Annotated in this window: 20 protein-coding genes and 1 tRNA gene; 10 read left to right on the forward strand and 11 right to left on the reverse strand. The window is 43.3% G+C overall.

Annotated elements, in window-relative coordinates; genetic code table 11:
* Nucleotides 1–58: 58 nt before the first annotated feature.
* Nucleotides 59–1,846: an ABC transporter ATP-binding protein gene (locus BUB99_RS19070; protein ID WP_073125329.1), complete on the reverse strand. Its 1,788-nt coding sequence runs from the start codon at nt 1,844–1,846 to the stop codon at nt 59–61.
* A 193-nt stretch (nt 1,847–2,039) separates the two neighbouring features.
* Between BUB99_RS19070 and BUB99_RS19075 the strand changes: the two genes are divergently transcribed.
* From BUB99_RS19075 to coaE, 7 genes are all read left to right on the forward strand, one after another.
* Nucleotides 2,040–3,143, forward strand: coding sequence for a Glu/Leu/Phe/Val dehydrogenase dimerization domain-containing protein (locus tag BUB99_RS19075; RefSeq protein WP_073125332.1), 1,104 nt, complete (start codon nt 2,040–2,042; stop codon nt 3,141–3,143).
* A gap of 59 nt (nt 3,144–3,202) precedes the next feature.
* Nucleotides 3,203–4,312 (forward strand): transcription antitermination factor NusB, encoded by a 1,110-nt coding sequence (gene nusB, locus BUB99_RS19080; protein ID WP_158584329.1) that lies wholly within the window; start codon nt 3,203–3,205, stop codon nt 4,310–4,312.
* 2 nt (nt 4,313–4,314) lie between these two features.
* Nucleotides 4,315–4,620 carry a YtxH domain-containing protein gene (locus BUB99_RS19085; RefSeq protein ID WP_073125338.1) on the forward strand — a complete coding sequence of 102 codons (306 nt, stop codon included), beginning with the start codon at nt 4,315–4,317 and terminating at the stop codon, nt 4,618–4,620.
* 151 nt (nt 4,621–4,771) lie between these two features.
* Nucleotides 4,772–5,305 carry a DUF1573 domain-containing protein gene (locus BUB99_RS19090; RefSeq protein WP_073125340.1) on the forward strand — a complete coding sequence of 178 codons (534 nt, stop codon included), beginning with the start codon at nt 4,772–4,774 and terminating at the stop codon, nt 5,303–5,305.
* A gap of 26 nt (nt 5,306–5,331) precedes the next feature.
* Complete coding sequence (gene yajC / locus BUB99_RS19095) at nt 5,332–5,640, forward strand: preprotein translocase subunit YajC (RefSeq protein ID WP_073125342.1); 309 nt, start codon at nt 5,332–5,334, stop codon at nt 5,638–5,640.
* Nucleotides 5,641–5,649: 9 nt separating this feature from the next.
* Nucleotides 5,650–6,603: a YbbR-like domain-containing protein gene (locus tag BUB99_RS19100; protein ID WP_073125345.1), complete on the forward strand. Its 954-nt coding sequence runs from the start codon at nt 5,650–5,652 to the stop codon at nt 6,601–6,603.
* Nucleotides 6,600–7,184 carry a dephospho-CoA kinase gene (coaE, locus tag BUB99_RS19105; RefSeq protein WP_073125348.1) on the forward strand — a complete coding sequence of 195 codons (585 nt, stop codon included), beginning with the start codon at nt 6,600–6,602 and terminating at the stop codon, nt 7,182–7,184. The genes BUB99_RS19100 and coaE overlap by 4 nt, the downstream gene beginning before the upstream one ends.
* 225 nt (nt 7,185–7,409) lie before the next feature.
* Here the strand turns inward: coaE and BUB99_RS19110 are convergent, their stop codons facing one another.
* The 5 genes from BUB99_RS19110 to BUB99_RS19130 all read right to left on the reverse strand — a co-directional run bounded on the left by BUB99_RS19110 (nt 7,410) and on the right by BUB99_RS19130 (nt 12,850).
* Nucleotides 7,410–9,404: an ATP-binding protein gene (locus BUB99_RS19110; protein ID WP_084190673.1), complete on the reverse strand. Its 1,995-nt coding sequence runs from the start codon at nt 9,402–9,404 to the stop codon at nt 7,410–7,412.
* Nucleotides 9,340–9,720, reverse strand: a complete 381-nt coding sequence (locus BUB99_RS19115) for a hypothetical protein (RefSeq protein WP_073125353.1) — start codon at nt 9,718–9,720, stop codon at nt 9,340–9,342. Before BUB99_RS19115 ends, BUB99_RS19110 begins: the two co-directional genes overlap by 65 nt.
* Before the next feature lie 252 nt (nt 9,721–9,972).
* Nucleotides 9,973–10,686 carry an outer membrane lipoprotein-sorting protein gene (locus tag BUB99_RS19120; RefSeq protein WP_139281106.1) on the reverse strand — a complete coding sequence of 238 codons (714 nt, stop codon included), beginning with the start codon at nt 10,684–10,686 and terminating at the stop codon, nt 9,973–9,975.
* Between the two features lie 54 nt (nt 10,687–10,740).
* On the reverse strand, nt 10,741–11,535 hold the full coding sequence (locus tag BUB99_RS19125) for a (Fe-S)-binding protein (protein ID WP_073125359.1): 795 nt from the start codon (nt 11,533–11,535) through the stop codon (nt 10,741–10,743).
* A 4-nt stretch (nt 11,536–11,539) separates the two neighbouring features.
* Nucleotides 11,540–12,850, reverse strand: coding sequence for a 4Fe-4S dicluster domain-containing protein (locus BUB99_RS19130; RefSeq protein WP_073125361.1), 1,311 nt, complete (start codon nt 12,848–12,850; stop codon nt 11,540–11,542).
* 85 nt (nt 12,851–12,935) lie between these two features.
* Between BUB99_RS19130 and BUB99_RS19135 the strand changes: the two genes are divergently transcribed.
* Nucleotides 12,936–13,008 (forward strand) — tRNA-Phe (locus BUB99_RS19135).
* 419 nt (nt 13,009–13,427) lie between these two features.
* On the opposite strand, the gene BUB99_RS19140 is transcribed toward BUB99_RS19135, so the two are convergent.
* The 3 genes from BUB99_RS19140 to BUB99_RS19150 are packed head-to-tail and all read right to left on the reverse strand — an operon-like array spanning nt 13,428 to nt 14,608.
* Nucleotides 13,428–13,808, reverse strand: coding sequence for a YccF domain-containing protein (locus tag BUB99_RS19140; protein WP_073125364.1), 381 nt, complete (start codon nt 13,806–13,808; stop codon nt 13,428–13,430).
* A 30-nt stretch (nt 13,809–13,838) separates the two neighbouring features.
* The gene (locus BUB99_RS19145; protein ID WP_084190674.1) at nt 13,839–14,387 is read right to left on the reverse strand and encodes a GNAT family N-acetyltransferase; all 549 of its coding nucleotides are present in this window, start codon (nt 14,385–14,387) and stop codon (nt 13,839–13,841) included.
* Nucleotides 14,384–14,608 (reverse strand): hypothetical protein, encoded by a 225-nt coding sequence (locus BUB99_RS19150; RefSeq protein ID WP_073125367.1) that lies wholly within the window; start codon nt 14,606–14,608, stop codon nt 14,384–14,386. Before BUB99_RS19150 ends, BUB99_RS19145 begins: the two co-directional genes overlap by 4 nt.
* Nucleotides 14,609–14,719: 111 nt before the next feature.
* On the opposite strand from BUB99_RS19150, the gene BUB99_RS19155 reads away from it, so the two are divergent.
* Together BUB99_RS19155 and BUB99_RS19160 are read left to right on the forward strand one after the other, a co-directional pair.
* A complete protein-coding gene (locus BUB99_RS19155) occupies nt 14,720–15,313 on the forward strand; it encodes an HAD family hydrolase (RefSeq protein ID WP_073125370.1) in 594 nt (197 codons plus the stop codon).
* Nucleotides 15,314–15,353: 40 nt separating this feature from the next.
* Nucleotides 15,354–16,412, forward strand: a complete 1,059-nt coding sequence (locus BUB99_RS19160) for a DUF4421 family protein (RefSeq protein WP_073125373.1) — start codon at nt 15,354–15,356, stop codon at nt 16,410–16,412.
* Here the strand turns inward: BUB99_RS19160 and BUB99_RS19165 are convergent.
* A complete protein-coding gene (locus BUB99_RS19165) occupies nt 16,409–16,873 on the reverse strand; it encodes a hypothetical protein (RefSeq protein ID WP_139281107.1) in 465 nt (154 codons plus the stop codon). The genes BUB99_RS19160 and BUB99_RS19165 overlap by 4 nt on opposite strands.
* Entirely contained in the window at nt 16,874–17,203 is a 330-nt protein-coding gene (locus BUB99_RS19170; RefSeq protein WP_073125379.1) for a Dabb family protein, read from the reverse strand.
* Nucleotides 17,204–17,271 lie beyond the last annotated feature (68 nt).

A 17,271-nucleotide genomic window follows, 5' to 3' on the forward strand; every position in this document is an offset into this window, starting at 1 on the left:
TTCTGAATATCAATGTATTACAAAGTGTTAAAAACCATTTTTAACATTTACAGGAGTCTTATGAGACAGTTTCTTCGCCTTGGATTTGCTTCTCGTAGAGGCTTTTGTAGATACCTTTTTGGGAGATCAGTGTCTGATGACTGCCTTGTTCGCGGATCGTTCCTCCATCCAAAACGATGATATTATCCGCCAACTGTGCACTGGAAACACGGTGTGATATGATCACCGTCGTTTTGTCCACCATGATTCTTTTCATACTATTCAAAATACTATTTTCCGTTTTGGTATCTACCGCAGAAAGGCAGTCATCCAAAATCAGTATCTTCGGAGATCGAGCTACAGCCCTGGCGATGGATACCCGTTGCTTTTGTCCTCCTGATAGCGTAATCCCTCGCTCACCCAAGACTGTCGCCATCCCCTCTGGAAATTTGGCAATATTCTCAGTCAAATCTGCATTGTCGGCAGCTGCTTTGATTTGCGCATCAGTCATCTGTCCATTCCCAAAAGCGATGTTGTCACGGATACTCTCCGAAAACAAAAACACGTCCTGAGGCACATAGCCTATCGCTCCCCTCACAGACTTCAAATCAAAATCCTTAATAGGCACTCCATCCAGAGACACTCCTCCAGACGTGGTATCATACATTCGACAGATCAGGTTTGCTATGGTGCTTTTGCCTGAGCCTGTCGTACCGATGATGGCAATAGAATCCCCAGATTTTACATGAAAGGAAACATCCTTCAGCGCCTCGATACCCGAATCTGGATAGGTAAAGCTCACTTTATCAAAAGTCAGCTCTCCTTTAATGTCTTGGCGAATATTTTTTTCTGACACGATATCATTTTTCACACTCAAAAACTCATTGACCCGCTTCTGAGAAGCAGCCGCGCTTTGTATAATACTCGTAATCCAGCCCAGTGAAGTCACCGGCCAGGTCAGCATATTGACATAGATGATGAACTCCGCGATATTCCCCGTAGACAATTCGCCTCTCAGTACACCTACTGACCCGATATACACCGTCAATATCGTGCTAAGCCCGATCAAACTCATAATCAACGGGAAAAACAATGCCTGCACAAAAGCCAAGCGGAGCGACTTGGTTTTGTAATCATCACTCGCCTCGGTAAATGATTTATCATAGTCCTTTTCTCTGACGAAAGATTTAATCACACGGATACCCGAAAATGCCTCTTGAACGAAAGTCGAAAGGTTAGATTGACTTCTTTGGATTTGCTCTGATCGGCGATTGATGATATTGTTGACGTAGTAAATACTAAAGGACAGAAAAGGCAGCGGAATCAGAGAATACAATGTGAGCTCCACATTGATCGAGAGCATGAAAGGAATCACAATCACGAACATCGCCGCGAGGTTGATACCATACATGATGGCTGGCCCTACATACATTCGAACTTTACTAACATCCTCGGAGATTCTGTTCATCAGGTCTCCAGTGTTATTCTTACGATAGAAACTCAGCGGCAAAGTTTGGTAGTGTTCGTATATTTCATTTTTGAGATCATACTCTATCAGTCTAGACATTACGATGATTGTCTGACGCATAAAAAACATGAATACCCCTCTCAACAGAGCTGAAGACAATATAATCGCCGCAAAAACAAAAATACTCCAAACAAAGGCGTCATAAGTATCGCTTTGCAATGAGATACCATCAAACAAATTATATACCTGAAAGCTCTCCTGAATAAGGTCAAAGGAATGACGAACGATCACCGCAGGCACCACGCCGAACAAATTGGCGATGATGATAAAAACCGTCCCCAATAGCAGATGATACTTATATTTAAACAGGTATTTATTGATATGTGCGAGCTCCTTCATTCAGCAGACTGAAAACGTTTTTGTCCAAAATGCAATATTACAACTCAAACGGCATTGTTTTTGGAAAGTTGACTGCTTATCTTAAGTCAAAACAAAAGCATAACATTAATACCATTTTCCCACGCAGATTGTGATCAAAAAACGTCTAAATTTGCGTCCGTAATTTTTAACCCATAAAAATTCGACACCAAAAATGATAGAACTAACAGAAACAATGAACGAGAAAGTGGTCTCCCTATTTTCTGAAATAGAAGACATGAATCATGAGCAGGTCGTACTCTGCCATGACAAAGAGACGGGATTGAAAGCCATCATTGCGATACACAATACCGTACTAGGGCCTGCCATGGGCGGTACACGGATGTGGAACTACGCCAGTGAACAAGAGGCCATGACTGATGCGTTGAGACTCTCTCGTGGCATGACACTCAAAAACGCTATCGCAGGGTTGAATATTGGAGGCGGGAAAGCCGTCATCATCGGTGATGCTAGCAAAATCAAAAATGAAGCACTGATGCGTCGCTTTGGCAAGTTCGTACACAGTGTCGCGGGCAAGTACTACACCGCAGAAGATGTCAACATGACGACTCGTGATATGGAATACATCCGAATGGAAACACCCTACGTCACTGGCCTACCTGAGTTCATGGGAGGAGCAGGTGATCCATCTCCATACACTGCCTATGGTGTATATATGGGTATGAAAGCGGCTGCCAAAAAAGCCTACGGCTCGGACGATCTCAGTGGCAAAAAAGTCCTCGTTCAGGGAACTGGGAATGTCGGTACACACCTGATAGACTATCTCACCAAAGAAGGGGCTAAAGTTTCGGTCTCCGATATATTCGAAGATAAAATAAAAAAAATCACCGATAGATTCGTCGTAGACATCATACCTGCTGATGAAGTAGCTCATGCCAACGTAGATATCTACGCCCCCTGTGCACTCGGTGGCACACTCAACGACACGACTATCAGCCAACTACAGTGCGATATCGTAGCAGGGGCAGCCAACAACCAGCTACTCGATGAGTTAAAACATGGCACCCAATTGCTCGAAAGAGGCATTTTGTATGCCCCAGACTTTTTAATCAACGGAGGGGGGATTACCAACGTATACTACGAATATGCTGGCAACCATAGCCGAGAACGCGTCATGAAGCAGACCGAACTCATCTATGATACGACGTGTCGAGTATTTGACCTGAGTCAACAATCAGGAAAAACACCACACGAAGCAGCAATCAAAATCGCAGAAGAAAGAATTAAATCAATAGGTAATATTAAATTGCCTTTATAAATCAATTAAACAGAGGATAGGATACAATGCTCAATAGACGTTCTTTACGTATCAAGGGAATGCAATCGATATTTGCATACCATACAACCAAAGAAGCAGACTACAACATCTGCAAGAAAAAAGCGCAAGATCAGTTTTTGCCCGATCTCAACTCCATGGAAGTCCAAGACAAAGAAGGGCTTGCTAAGGACAGAGAGGTGGTGGCTAAAACATACGATCAGATACACGAGTCAGGCATAGATAGCCTAGAAGAAGGGATCAAGCCAGAAATCATCAAAGAAGCCAAATTCTTTCTAAGAGAGTGGCAAAACAAGCAGGAGGAAAACAAACAGCACTTTCGCAAAAGAATGATCTCTGACCTATCGACTATCTACGACGACTATATCAAGCTCCTCTACCTCATCGTAGAAATAGAAGAGCTAATTAGCGCGCAGAAATCCAAAAAAGGAATAGAGCATAACAACTTCGCCAAAAACACGCTAATCAAATCACTCAAAAACTGTGAAGAGTTTCAAGTGGAAGTATCCAAAAAGAAAATCGCCTGGGACTCTGACCTCATCCGGTCATGGCACAAGGAGTTTTTGAAACCTGAAGAGTTTTATGAAGAGTATGATAACATGGCGCCTACCAAGTTCGAAGACGATCAGGAGATCTGTCTAAAGATCTACAAGGCGATCATCTTCAAAAACGAACGAGTCAATGAGTACTTCGAAGCATTAGATATAGGCTGGGAAGAGAACAAACCCATCCTAAAGAGCATGGTACTCAAAACCCTCAAATCTATAGACGAAACTGGATCAGAACCACTACTAATGGAACTATCCAAAAACTGGGACGAGGACCTCACCTTCTTGAAAGAACTCTACGACATGACCATCGACGATGAATCAGATCTAGAGGGGCTGATCAAAGAAAAATCTAAAAACTGGGAAATTGACCGTGTGGCCATCACCGACCGTATCATTCTCGAAATGGCACTATCAGAGATGACACATTTCCCATCCATCCCTGTCAAGGTTACGATCAACGAATACATCGAACTGTCAAAACAATACAGTACCCCAAAAAGTAAACAGTTTGTAAATGGATTGCTTGACGTACTTTCTGTAGATTTACAGAAGCAAGGACGCATTAAGAAAAGTGGACGTGGACTCCTAGACAATAAATAACCATGAGTAAAAATTCAAATTCATTCTTAGCATTTTTGACTGGCGCAGCAGCTGGTGCCTTATTCGGAATTCTCTACGCTCCTGACAAGGGAGAGAACACCAGAGACAAGCTTACTTATCGCCTAGACAAGTACCGAAAAAAACTTGATGAAGCCATTCAAGATTTCGTTGATGGAAAAGAGCTCTCAGCCAATGATGCCAAAACCGAAGGACAAAAAATCGTAGATGACGCCAAAGAAAAGGCCGAAAAACTATTGGATGATGTCAACGGGCTCATCAACCAAATCAAAGGCGAAGAAGTAGCATAATTCAGCACAGATTGTTAACGACTTGTTAAACCAGCAAGTGCATATTTATCAATCCAGTGTCTTTGTTACATTTGCTACCGTTATAGCGTAGTGTATATACGACTACTCTATACACAATCAGTATATGTATTAATCAAACAATTTTTAAAAAATGAGAAACATAACATTATTATCTGCTATGGTCGCTGTATTCGGACTAGCTATCGTAGGTTGTTCTAGTGCTGACCTAGAAAGCAGAGTTGCTAGACTAGAAGGTAGAGTTGCTGAACTCGAAGGACAAGGAACTGCCAACTCTAGAGCTACTGCTACTGCACAGCCAGCAACTACTGCTGCTCCAGAAGTAAAGCCTGATGGCCCATTACCAACATTCGCTTTCGCAGAAGAGAACCATGACTTTGGTAACATCAACGAAGGTGACGTAGTAGAGCATGTATTTGAGTTCGAGAACACAGGAGATGCTCCATTGATCATCTCTGATGCCAAAGGATCATGTGGATGTACTGTACCTGAGTGGCCAAAAGAGCCAATCGGAATCGGCGAAAAAGGAGTGATCAAAGTGAAATTCAATAGCCGTAAAAAGCCGGGTATCCAGAACAAAACAGTTACCATCACTGCGAACACGTTCCCTACACAAACAAGAATCAAAATCAAAGCTGACGTGACGCCTGCGCCGACCGATAGCTAATTCAAACATTCATAAGATACTTTTAGATGTTCAATCAAATATTATTGCAAATAGGTGGAGAAGGTGGCTATTCTAGCTTCATCATGCTCGGCGTTATGGCTGTGGTGTTCTTCATCTTTTTCATCCGTCCCCAGCAAAAAAAGCAGAAGGATCAGAAGAAATTTACCCAAGAGGTAAAAAAAGGTGACCAAGCGATCACTATCGGTGGTATACATGGCAAAATCGTAGAAGTAACTGATACGACTGTGACATTAGATATCGATAGAGGAACTAAAATCGTCATCGAAAAATCTTCGCTATCCATGGAGCTAAGCAAAAAAGCCAACGAAAAATAATTCATGTAAATGAGCTTATTTAGGTTTTTTGCACCTGGACTAAAAGAAAACTGGAAGGTAGTCTTACTCTCAATCTTGGGAGCGACTACCTTCTGGTTTTTTAACGCCATGAACAAAAGCTACAGCACTAGGCTGGACTATCCCATTGCGTACGAGTTCAACCAAGACAGTGTCGTCGTAGTAGATCCTCTCGTCAAAAACGTAAAAATAGTCGTGACCAGTGGTGGATGGAACCTCCTGCGCAAAACACTCCGTATCAACGCCACCCCTATACTTGTCCCCTTGGACAATCCTACAGAAATCCGTTTTCTGACCCGTTCTAGTTTAGTACCGATGATCTCTGAACAGCTCGACGGACTCAAACTCACCTATGTCGTGACGGACACCTTATTTTTCAACATCCAAGAGAAAGTTACCAAAAAATTAGCCATACAAGTAGATAGCATCAATATCCCACTCAAGGACAGCTATCGTCTAACCTCCCGCATTCGAATAGCCAACGACTCTGCAACCTTCTCTGGCCCCAAGTCCTACATGGACAGTCTCGATCAGTCAGTCTTGATACGATTCACGGACAAAAATATTGACAGCAACTTTGACGAAGAACTAGGCTACCAACTCGACAAAATTGTAAAGTCTACACAGAAGGAAACCAATGTCAAATTCGACGTGGCACGCTTCCTCTACAAAGACATCACCATCCCCATTGAGTTCCTGCATTTTCCTGAAGACTCCTCTGCGGTGGCCAGTCAATCTGATATCAAAATCTACTATACGATCAACGAAAACTTCGAAGACGAAGTAAGTGAATCGGACTTTAGCGTCACCGTAGACTATACGATGATGAATGATCGTGATTCAACCATTACCCCCATACTCATGTATGCCCACGACAAAGCACTAGATATCGTACTGGCACTAGACAAATTAAGCGTAGAGTTCCCTCCAGCATCCTTCAGATGAAAATCGTAGGCATCACCGGAGGAATAGGATCAGGCAAAAGTACTGTTTGTCGGATATTCCAAATCCTCAACATCCCCATATACGATGCGGACAGCCACGCGAAAGCACTCATGCATGAAGATACTGTAAAGCAACAGATTATAACCACATTCGGCACAGAAGCCTATCTAAACGACCAACTCAACCGTGACTATATGGCGCAGCAGGTTTTTTCAGATGGCAATAAAGTAGAGCAACTCAACAGCATCGTTCATCCAGCGCTAGCCAAACACTTCAAACAGTGGGTCAAGGAACAGTCCAGCCCCTATGTAATCAAAGAAGCTGCCATTCTGATCGAATCAGGATCTCACCAAGCCTGTGATGTAGTCGTTAATGTATCGGCTCCCATCACCCTCCGCATCCAACGCATCAAAACCCGAGACACTTTTCGAAGCGAGACGGAAATTCAAGGTATCATAGACAAGCAGCTCTCCGACGAGGAGCGCAATCAAATCGCCGATTTCACTCTCACCAATGACGAAAAATCCCTACTTATCCCACAAGTCCTTAAGCTTCATCAAGCAATCTTAGAGAAAGAATAGGCTTCAATCACACCGTCATAGCCCTGCTTTGACAGGGCTATCCCCATCGGTGAGAACCGATTTTGTTAACACCAAGTGCAATATCTATTAATGAGAAAAGAGGTAATAACGCTTTTTTTAAGAATCTAAGATCGGTCAAATATAAAGGACTACTGACCTGTGAACATAGGAAGAAACTGCTATTTAAAATCGAACTTAGATCAAGGAGTCCTAAAACACATCAGATCACTCTTCCACAAACAGCGGGAAGTACACCCGAAAGCATGATCCTTGGGATTCCTTGCTGGTCACAGTGACTTTTCCTTTGTTGAGTTCTACGAACTCACGGACCAGGTTGAGCCCTAGGCCAACTCCCTTTTCTCCATCAGTCCCCCAGCGCTTGCGCTCACCATCAAAACCAAAGAGGTTCTTCATCTTGTCTTCTGGTATCCCGATTCCATTGTCTTCTACGACGAATACCGCATAGTCTCCCTCTCGCTCTACTGTCAACGTAACCGTCCCACCTTCTGGGGTGAATTTTAGGGCATTGCTGACGAGGTTTCTAATGGTGGTGGTCGCGCTATTCACATCCACGTACACCATGTACTCGGAGTGCACCTCCTCCGTCATCGTGATATTTTTAGCATTGGCAGAGTTGCTCAGTACACGCAAAGTTGGGTTACAAATCTCCTCGGCACTAACCTCCTCAGGATCATACGGGAACACCCCCTGCTGGTTCATCGCCCAGTCTAGCAGATTGTCTAGTAGCGTGGATAGCTCGTGAGAAGAATTCTCCAAAATGCGACCGATGCGTTTCAACTCCACATAATCTCCGTCCTCTATATACAACTGAATCAACCCCGCCACACCACTAAAATTGGAGATTGGTCCGCGTAGGTCATGTGAAATAATAGAGAAAAACCTATCCTTGGTGGCATTCAGCTGAAGGACTCGTCTGTGCTGCCCTTCTATCACTTGTCGCTTACGCCTAACAACATTCGCGGCACGTACTTTCATGTGGTAGAGCTGCCACAGCACCACCACTACCACCAGCAGCAATATAACAAACACCCCACCCGCAGCGAGCAACACCCTGCTGATATAGGCTTCCTTTTGCAGGAGGTCAACTTCTTTTTGTTTAAGATCTACTTCGGCTTGTTTCAGCCCCACCTCAAACTCCGTACGAAGGTCTGCCATCTTACGCACCGTTTCTTCGTTGTTGATGCTATCACGATAGGTGATGTACTGACTTTGAAAATAATGTGCTTTTTTAAAATTGCTTTGGCTGCTGTATAGCTCCGAAAGCTGAAGACTGGCGTCTCGAATTTGTTCCTTCAAGCCTTCATTTAAACCAATAGCTAATGCACTATCTGCATAACTCAAAGCGATTCGTTCGCTTCCTCTAGAAGCTTCTATTCGAGATAAAGCAAGCTGATAGGTAGAGATTGGATCATAATCTTCAAATTCAGATAGTATGAAAATAGCTCCTTTTAAATTCCTTTCTGCTTCAATATATTGACCTTTTACTTCTTGAACCAACCCAATATTACCCCTAGCATAGGCTACTCTAGAAGGGTAATCAACTGTTTCAAAAACAATCATGCTCTCTTCAAAATATTGAATAGCCGAATCCAATTTTTTATTCAACCTATACAATTCCCCTAAATTTAATAAAGCACTAGCTAATCGGATAGAGTCATTTTTATGACGAAATATTTTTATACTCTTTTGATAATATTTGTCTGCTGTAGTAAAGTTATTTTGAATAGAATAAACATCGGCCAAATCTAAATATACTACTGCCACACCTAAATCCAATTTAATATTTGCGTAGCACTTAGCGGCTATCAAGTATTTCTCAATCGCAGTAGACAAATCGCCTTTTTTACTATGACCCATTCCTATATATCGCATTCCCAATGCTAGTTGACGATCTGAATTTATTCGCTTTGCTGTTTCCACAGCTAATTCAGCATAATATATCCGTTCATCAGGGTCGGTAGCGTAAAACGAAACCTCATTATAGTGATGACACTTTAACGTATCATTCCAATGATCATTTTCATTCAACAACTGAATGAGACTATCTGCTATGACTCTAGATTGACAATTGGCAGAAAAAGAAAAAAAGCCTGTAAGAATACAGGCTATAAGTATAACGAATACAATTTTCACCTTAAGGCCCCTTGACATCAACTCTAGGGTCCAGAGTATAAAAATCTGTCTGAATACTCGGAACATAAAAATCAATGTAATAAGTCTCTTGTTGTCCTTTTACTCCTGCAATAGTACCTGTCCACTCGTCTGCAGATGGCATAGGGTCAAACACGCCTGAATCTCCTCCTTCGTATCTAAATTCTTTAAAACTCACAGGGGTTGTTCCGTCAGCAGCTACTATGCTAAACTGAACAGTTTGACCTGTATCCCCTTGAATATCAAAATCTTCGCTCCCGCTAGGATCACCATTGTTATCAGAGAGAGTACAACAATCTGCTACAGAGTCTCCCGCACTTAGTTTTACCGTATCTACGGTCATGGTCACATCAATATCGGCCATAATAATTAGTTAATTAAGTTATAAGATTATACAATTAGTTCCTCTCGTGCTGCACGTTAATATTAAGCAAAGCCTCCCATATATAAAAGGTATCTTCTTTACGAATTGGATAAATCTGTATGACACCACTGGCCCCTATTCTATTTCAGGATTTATCTGTTTTTGGATTGTATTATTCTGTTTTTAAATCCAACGATACCCCGCCCTTACGTCGGAGCATGACGAGGCGAAGAATACAATTGCTATGAACCACTAGCGGACTAATACGAATAGCGTATCGGCGGCTCCTGCACCGAATACAATATCCTTGATCGTATAGTAGATGGTATTCTCACCTTTTCGGCGTTTCTCAAAAGAGTAGGGCAGAACGAAAGCTCCGAGCTTCTTGTAATCTTTGTAGAAATACTCAAAATCAACCTTGGCACTGAGGTCTGCATAGACGACATACTTGTACAGCAGGTAATCTGCGCGATCGATATAGAAGTCGACGAAATAGTTGTCATAGAAAGTCATCCTGATGACTACAAATTCTTGACTCCCGATGGTTTCTGTCCCCAGCCAAAACAAATCGTGTCCATCGAATTCACCTAGCTGTAGCGGCGAGCCAATCGTAGACTCTATCTCCAACAAGGCCTGTTCTTGGACTGTGAGTTCCCGAAGCGAGTCTTCCTTCCAACTTTCCAGCACTTGTCCCTCCTCACCATCAAACACCATGACGAAGCGATGATCCTTTGATACCGTCTCTTTACGTACTTTGTTGGGTCGCTTTTTGGTGATATGGTAGATTCGTGGAGTTGCAGCCCCTTCACGCTCGATCATCTCTACCTGTACCGAGCGCATAGCGGCCAGAGATTGCTCTCCCACAGCAGTTCTGTGCAGTTCCAAAACCGCATCCAAGTTCTGTGCAAACCCTGAACACACATAGCAGATACTCACCATACAAAATAAAAGTAGCTTCGAACCCATAGACCCGAAGCTACTAAAAATACTGTTAACCCTCACAGGGCTAGGCGAGTCAACTTACTGACCCATGGACTCCTCTATAATCTCCGCGATATCTTTGACCTGCATCTCGGTTTCTTTCTCTTTGTTTTTGACACCATCGGACATCATTGTCATGCAGAAAGGACACGCCGATGCAATCACCTTAGCTCCTGTACCTATCGCCTCTTCGGTACGGTCGATATTGATCTCCTTGTCTCCTTTCTCTGCGTCTTTGAACATCTGCCCTCCACCTGCTCCACAGCATAGACCTTTGGTCTTGCATCTCTTCATCTCTACCAGGTCTGCATCTAGGGACTGTAGCAGTTCACGTGGCGCTTCATAGACGCCATTGGCACGACCGAGATAGCACGAGTCATGATAGGTGATCTTCTGCCCTTTGTAGTCTCCTCCTGTGATTTTAAGCTTGCCCTCGTTGAGCATCCCTTGGAGGAAAGTCGTGTGATGTACCACTTCGTAATTACCTCCTAGATCAGGATATTCGTTTTTGATGGTATTGAAACAATGCGGGCAAGCTGTTACAATTTTCTTGATGTTGTATATATCCAGTAACTGGATATTGGACATGGCCTGCATCTGAAACAGAAACTCATTGCCTGCTCGTCTGGCAGGGTCTCCTGTACAACTTTCCTCAGGGCCGAGCACGGCATAGTTCACGCCGAGGTGATGGAGTATTTTGGTAAAAGCAACGGTGACACGCTTGTACCTATCGTCAAAGGATCCAGCACACCCTACCCAAAACAATATCTCTGGGCTTTCACCCTTGGCTTGAAGCTCCGCTACCGTCGGCACGTTTATCGTTTGATCACTCATGGTCTTATTTTTTGTCGTTTTTCAAATCATCTGCCCAGTTGAAACGGTCGCTTGGCGCGAATTTCCATGGAGCAAAATTGGTTTCTATATTAGCAAACATGGCATTCCATGATGCAGGCGAGCCAGATTCCTCCATCGCGACGTAGCGTTTCATCTCTAAGATGATCCCTAACGGGTCGATGTTGATAGGGCAAGCCTCAGTACAGGCGTTACAGCTCGTACAGGCGTTAATTTCTTCTTTGGTGATGTAGTCACCTAGCAGGCTTTTTTCAGTTCCTTCACCTTTGCCTATTTCTTCGATTCTGTCTCGCGTATCCATCATGATCTTGCGAGGGGACAGTGTCTTTCCAGTCAAGTTTGCAGGGCACTCTGACGTACAGCGTCCGCACTCCGTGCAGGTATAGGACTCCATCAAACTCTTCCAACTCAGGTCGGTCGCATCCTTCGCGCCAAACCGCCCGATCTCATCAGGACTCGCTGCAGGTGCTTCTACAGGCATCCCGAGCATCGATTTCACCTCGGTAGTCACCGCATCCATATTGTTAATTTTCCCTTTAGGATTCAAATTAGAATAATAGGTATTCGGGAAGGCCAAAAAGATATGAAGGTGCTTCGAATAGGTCACATACAGCGCGAAAGCCATAATCCCAACAATATGAAACCACCATGCTCCACGCTCGGTCAAGATCAATAAACTCGTATCGAACATCTCCATGATCGGTACGAGTGCGGATGAAATCCACAACTTACCCGTCTCATGATAGCCAGCTACTTCTCTGGCTTGCAGGACTTGATCCGCAGCATTCATTTTGAGAATAGCCATCATCAAGGTGATCTCAATGATCAGAATCAAATTGCCATCCATGGCAGGCCAACCTTTCATCTCTGGCATAGTGAAGCGCGGTACTTTGACCACATTTCTTCGGATCAAAAAAATCACACAACTCACCAAAACACCCAAAGCTAAAAATTCAAAAAAATTCATCGCTACATTGTAAAACGAACCCAAATAAGGCGCAAAGACACGATGTGTCCCGAGGAGTCCATCAATCACAAACTCCAGTACCTCTAGATTGATCACAAGAAAGCCCACATAGATGAGTAAGTGCAAAAAAGCAGGAATGGGTTTCTTGAACATTTTCTTCTGACCAAAGGCGATCAGCAACATGGTCTTCCATCTTTGGGAAGAGTTATCATTTCTATCGAGTGCCTTCCCTCGCAGGATATTGGCACGAATCTGTCGTATTCTCTTGACTATCAAATAGGTCGGAACAGCCAAGACGATCACAAAGATGATCTGAGATATCAGGGTCATAAAATTTGTTGTTTTTTCTTGTCAAATATTATCCAAAACGTTTGCAGCATTGCTAAACTTTTCTACTTTTGTGCCTCGTTAACGCGGTGATGTAGCTCAGTTGGTAGAGCATCGGACTGAAAATCCGTGAGTCGGTGGTTCGAGCCCACTCATCACCACATCATTAACAGAAGGGTTTCTTAACAGAAACCCTTTTTTTATACCATCTAAAGTACAGAAGATTTCAAACAAATAAAGTATGCGTGCATACTTTATTTGTTTCTCCCCAATCTATTTAGAATCACTCTACATCGTGGACCAATAGTCTCGGATCAGGGATCAGTCTGTAAAGTTGGGGGATAAACTCGGTAGACAGGTTCGATATTTTTATTCAAAAAAACCTCAAGGACTTATAAGAGATGGCTATTCACAAAAAACAATCATGAATTTCGAACAATGAATCTTGAATCACGAAGTGATCTACTACCTCTCCCCCAGAAATACGGATTGATTCCGAATCAGACAGATGTTGGTTTTTGCCCCAACGTCACGGTCTGATCCACCATAACGTGAAATTGGAAGAAGTAATCTAGGTTACTCATATACGCCTATCAACTACCTCTCTACCAAAAGGGGTCAGCGCCAAAGCGGCCAGTTTAAAATGCTGTTTGGCAAAAGGAAGTCCTATAATCGTGATTGCGAACAAAATCCCAAAACCTAGATGACTCAAGCAAATCCATATCCCACCTATAAAAAACCATATCACATTCATCAGTGTAGATAGACATCCAGTAGCCTGCGGTATCTCACGTACTTCGCTACCAAAGGGCCAGAGTGCCAACCCTGCCATTTTCAAAGTCTGAAACCCGAAGGGTATTCCCACTATCGTCACCATCAAAACCACACTACTCACTAAATACTCAATAGCGATAAAGACACCTCCAAAAACGAACCAAATAATATTTCCTAATGTTCTCATGACTCATTAGTGCAGAGTGGGGCTCGTTTATTACAGCAACTCCCAACCCTTTCGCTGGATGCGGTAGATATAGACCTCAAAACCCATATATGGAATTTGCTCCTGACGTTGCATACCGTTACGCTCAGCTACACGCTGTGACGGTACATTATCCGTAGCGATAATAGAAATAATCGAATTAGCCCCTAGTTGACTAAATCCGTAATCTCTGAACAGCATAGCAGCTTCAGTCGCATAGCCCTGGCCCCAGTAATCATTGAACAGCTGATAACCAATCTCCAGTTCAGTCTTGCCATGTACTGACTGTTGCAGCAACCCACATTGCCCTATCAAGTGACCTGTTTCTTTTTCGATTATGCCCTGTAGACCGTAAGTATTGTCTGCATATCGCTTGAGCTGCCGCTCCACTGCCAATCTTGCATTGTCTTCGGGTGTATCACCACCTAGATTCAAAAGGTATTTGGAATTCCCGTCTCGGAGATAAAATCCAGACCATAACTTCACATCCTCTATGGTCAAAAACCTCGTTCTTAAACGCTTCGATTCTAACCCTTCCTCATATCTATAGCTTCCCATCATCGAGCGCAGCTACAGTTGTAGTCATCCCCATAGTAGTCTTGCATCTCTGCGATCAGGGTATCTATTCCTGCTTGACCATCATAGCTTTTTTTTCCGCTTAGTGCCATGGGCTGTACAAGGCCAGGAGATTCCTCCACTTGGTATGCCAAGGACAGTTCTTTGAAAGGCGCTTCTAATTTTGCTCTTTCAGGAAACGCAACGGGTATTTTGAGGATTAACATGACTATATAACTAAACTTTGAAAGATAAAATTCATCATTTATGCTCAATAAAATAACAGATCGATCTGTAAACTGCTGCAAAGCTCTATTTTTGTTCCAAAGAAATAATATATGCAAACAGTGACTATCCCAGTACCTGCTGGAGTAAAAGGTCTCATTTTTGATCTCGACGGAACCATCATTGACTCCATGCCCCTTCACTTCAAAGCCTACAACCATAGTCTGGTACCTTGGGACATTACCTATCCTCATGATGTCTTCTTGAGTCGCGGAGGCATCCCGACGAGAGACACTATGCACATGATCGGAGAGGAAAATGGCATTACGGATTTCGATGTGGAAGCAGCACTACGGCGCAAGCGTGAATACGTAGACATCAACCTCCATGAGATCACGCTAATCGAGCCTATGATGAACATCATCCGCGCCTACCACGGCAAACTCCCCATGGCTGTAGGTACAGGTAGCAACAGGGAAACCGTCACGCGTATGTTTAAGATGTTCGGACTAGGCGACTACTTCGAACATGTCGTGACAGCCACCGATGTGAGTCAGTTCAAACCGCACCCTGAGACCTTTCTCCGATGCGCCGAACTGATCGGTATCGATCCCATAGATTGTGTAGTATATGAAGATGGAAAACCGGGCATGGTAGCTGCCGAAACTGCAGGGATGCAAGTAGTCGACGTGACCCAATATCTATAATCAGGTGCCGACTTTGATTCAACTCATCAACATACATGATATGAGGCGGCTAATCGCATGGCTTCCCTTACTCCTTGTGCCGTGTATCGGGTGGGGACAATCAACAGCAGAAGACAGCAGTACTACGGCGCTTAACTACAATCCTGACTATATCACGGATCACTTTGACCAAGTCTCTCTCAGATGGGTCACAACTCTCCAGCCAGCATACATGCTACTCCATGATGATTCGACCGGTGCGTCCATCAAGTACAAACCCAACCAGAGCATAAAAATGGGCTTTGCTTTCAGCATAGATCGTGTCCTATTCAACTTTGCTTTCAACTTACCATTTTTGAGCAAAGATGAAGAACGCTATGGAAAAACTAGCGGTATTGGCATCCAGTCCAATCTCTTTCTACGAAAGTATGTCTTTGACTTAGTCTATCAGAACTACAAAGGATTTTATATCAGCAATCCCCAAACCTACATCCCTGGATACTCCGCACGCAACTATCCACAACGCCCCGACATCAATAGCGTCAACGTGGGCGGTGCGGTAATATACATTTTCAACAATCAAAAATTTTCATACAAAGCGGCCTTTACCCAAACCGAACGACAAATCAAAAATGCAGGATCCTGGGTCACAGGAGGCTATTTCAATTACTTTTCTCTTTCCGCTGACTCGACAGTTGTACCCAGTAGACTCGTAGGCCAAGATTACAGTCACGACCTCAGACACTCTGATTTTTACACAATGGGGATCTCTGGCGGCTATGGGTATAGCCTTGTCTTTTTAAAACACATGTTCCTAACCTCTACGCTTACACTAGGATTGGGCGCTGAGGTAGAAAAAGCACATGCTACCGACCTACGAAAGGGGTATAACAAAACAACACTCGATGATTTTTTAGCACTAAAAGTAGCGTTAGGCTACAATGGCAAAAAATATATTGCAGGTATATCCGCTTTTACCACTTACACAGGGATCCTCAAAGAAGAAGACAGTTATGTCCAACGCAACATCAATAATTTCAAAATATACATCGGAATGCGTTTTGCTGAACCCAAGTTCTTGACCAAGCCTGTCAACAAAATTGATGACCTCTTCCGTTAGATATTTTTTGCCAGATATTTACTCATTCTAAAGAGTCGATTGATCGTAACAGTAGTCACCGTCAAAGTCAATCCCAGCGTGATCGGAAAATAGAAAAACCCTGCAACATTCCCTTCCACTTCGCCCATCCACATAAAGAAGGTAACCAAACTGATGAGCTGAAACTTATGTCGCTCAGCGAAGGCTTCTATGAAAAATAGAGTCGTCATTTGCTCTTTGAACCGAACGACATAGACGATGCGGTACACAACATAACGCACACCAAATATCATCAGCAATATCACGATGTAAAGCCCTGTACTAACCTGGGTCACATTGGTACTGACCTCCGCCGAGTAACCTAAACCATCACAAATCATATAGGCTAGCACATTATACACGGGATTTCCAAACACAGCCGCTAGTAACCACAATATTGCCCAAGGCTTTACTTCCGATAATTTCTTATCAAATACGTGCATCTACAGACTAATCGCATCGTAGATCTGCACCTTCGTCCAGAGCACCTTACATTGATCGATAAAATGCAGGTGAGCAGGTTCTACCTGATACTTGTCATGATCCTCTTTGGATTCAAAAGTCACGATCATCGAGTAAGTGTAAGAATTGTCCACGACTGGACGGTCTGTTCCTACTGGTGTACCGAAGTGCCCGAAATGTGCATATTCAGAAGATGCAATTAGTTTTTTGGCCTCCGTCTCAAATTGTGTTCTGACCTCTTGATTTTCTGGGTCTTTTAACCAAAATAATACGCTATGCGAAAATACGTGTGTTAGTTTTTGTTCACTCATGATTCTACTTATCTATTGATTTGCGATATTAAAACAGAAGCTAGTGCTTCGCAATTTTTTCGAAGAGA

This window comes from Reichenbachiella agariperforans, from assembly GCF_900142205.1.
Lineage (GTDB): Bacteria > Bacteroidota > Bacteroidia > Cytophagales > Cyclobacteriaceae > Reichenbachiella > Reichenbachiella agariperforans.